This is a genomic window from Bacillus sp. BSL6 (assembly GCF_052928345.1).
Genome location: NZ_JAVGCW010000030.1, coordinates 1 through 1342, shown reverse-complemented (window position 1 = coordinate 1342; position 1342 = coordinate 1). Strand labels below are relative to the sequence as shown.

Here is a 1342-nt window from a genome sequence, read left to right as displayed (position 1 = left end):
GGGATTGTAAATAACTTAATGGACAAGTTCTACTTTGATAAAGAGTTTATGGGAGCATAATAAAAATTTAGAAATGGGGAATGCACGATGAAAACAACTGAAGAAATGCTACAAGCAATTAAGGACTTTCAAAACAATTTGGTACCAGGTATTACACTTATACAGGATGATCAGGAAGCTATAGATTTTTGTATTAAGTTGACTTATGAAATCTATGTAAAAAGAAAACATAAATTCGAACCTAATATTGATAAATAATACCAATATCTCCAATGTTTGATATAATGATGTTGTCATTATTTATCAGGAGGTTATGTTATGAGTTTTGATCCTATCGCATCCGTACAACGCGTTCAACAATTACAGCAAGCTGAAGCCGCTGCTGGAAAGAGATTAGTTTTACAAAGAGTACCTACTGGATTAGAAGTACTATTGTTTTTCGTAGCAATTATCTTAGCTATCCCAACATTTTCAATATCTTGTATATTGTTTCTTATTTATTTTATGTCTCTAACTAAGACTTACTTAGTAAAGAATGTGGCTACTGGTGAAAAATTCAAAGTGAGTAAAGAAGATTTTAAGCAATATAAAAAAGAAACTAAAGCGAAGAAAAAAGAGGTTACAAAAATCTCAGATTTATAATTTTTATCAAAGGATGAAAATAAAATGAAAAAACGTTCTAACTTTATGACCGTTGTTAGTTCTATATTTAAAGTTTTTCGTTTAATAGGTTTAATTGTAAAGCCAATTCTTAAAGCATTATCTAAAAGTAAATTCTAGTACACAGAAATAAAAGACCGCCTACTAAGGCGGTTTTCTTTTCCTATTCAATTCCCTTCCATCTCATCCAACATTTGTGCCTTCATATATAAATAAGCGGCTATCTCTTCTTTTTTCATTCCTCTATCGGCGCACATTCCGTCTAACAGGACCCACTCAGAATCTCCTACGAATTTCAAAAAGCGCTTCTTATCTTCGTTGACTACTAACATTACGGATAACTCTTCAGTACTTGCTACAGCTCGTTTCCGTCCTAGTTCATCGATATAGAATACGGATATTTCGTTATCTGAGCGATACACCTCAAATTGAAACGTCTGCTTCCCTCGCTTCACCTCGATAGGGTACCACTTCAACTTTTCGTAACCTGGTATGGATATTTCGTATAGGGTAGGTGTCATATTTCGGCTCCTTTGTCGTTATGTAATAATTACACAACTAAGTTTACCAAAGTACCATTAAGTCACCGTTAAGCTAGCATTAAGGATTTTAGTATACATTTACTCTCCTTCAACCATATCGTTAAATTTAAAGGTACATTTTTATAAAATAAATAAAAAAA

Annotated in this window: 3 protein-coding genes; 2 read left to right on the top strand and 1 reads right to left on the bottom strand. The window is 32.4% G+C overall.

Features of this window, described 5'->3' with window-relative positions:
* Positions 1-87: 87 nt before the first annotated feature.
* Both RCJ96_RS27365 and RCJ96_RS27360 read left to right on the top strand, forming a co-directional pair.
* Complete coding sequence (locus RCJ96_RS27365; protein WP_154304930.1) at positions 88-258, top strand: hypothetical protein; 171 nt, start codon at positions 88-90, stop codon at positions 256-258.
* A gap of 60 nt (positions 259-318) precedes the next feature.
* A complete protein-coding gene (locus RCJ96_RS27360) occupies positions 319-642 on the top strand; it encodes a hypothetical protein (RefSeq protein ID WP_438906706.1) in 324 nt (107 codons plus the stop codon).
* Positions 643-827: 185 nt separating this feature from the next.
* Here the strand turns inward: RCJ96_RS27360 and RCJ96_RS27355 are convergent, their stop codons facing one another.
* On the bottom strand, positions 828-1181 hold the full coding sequence (locus RCJ96_RS27355; RefSeq protein ID WP_438906707.1) for a hypothetical protein: 354 nt from the start codon (positions 1179-1181) through the stop codon (positions 828-830).
* Positions 1182-1342: the final 161 nt, after the last annotated feature.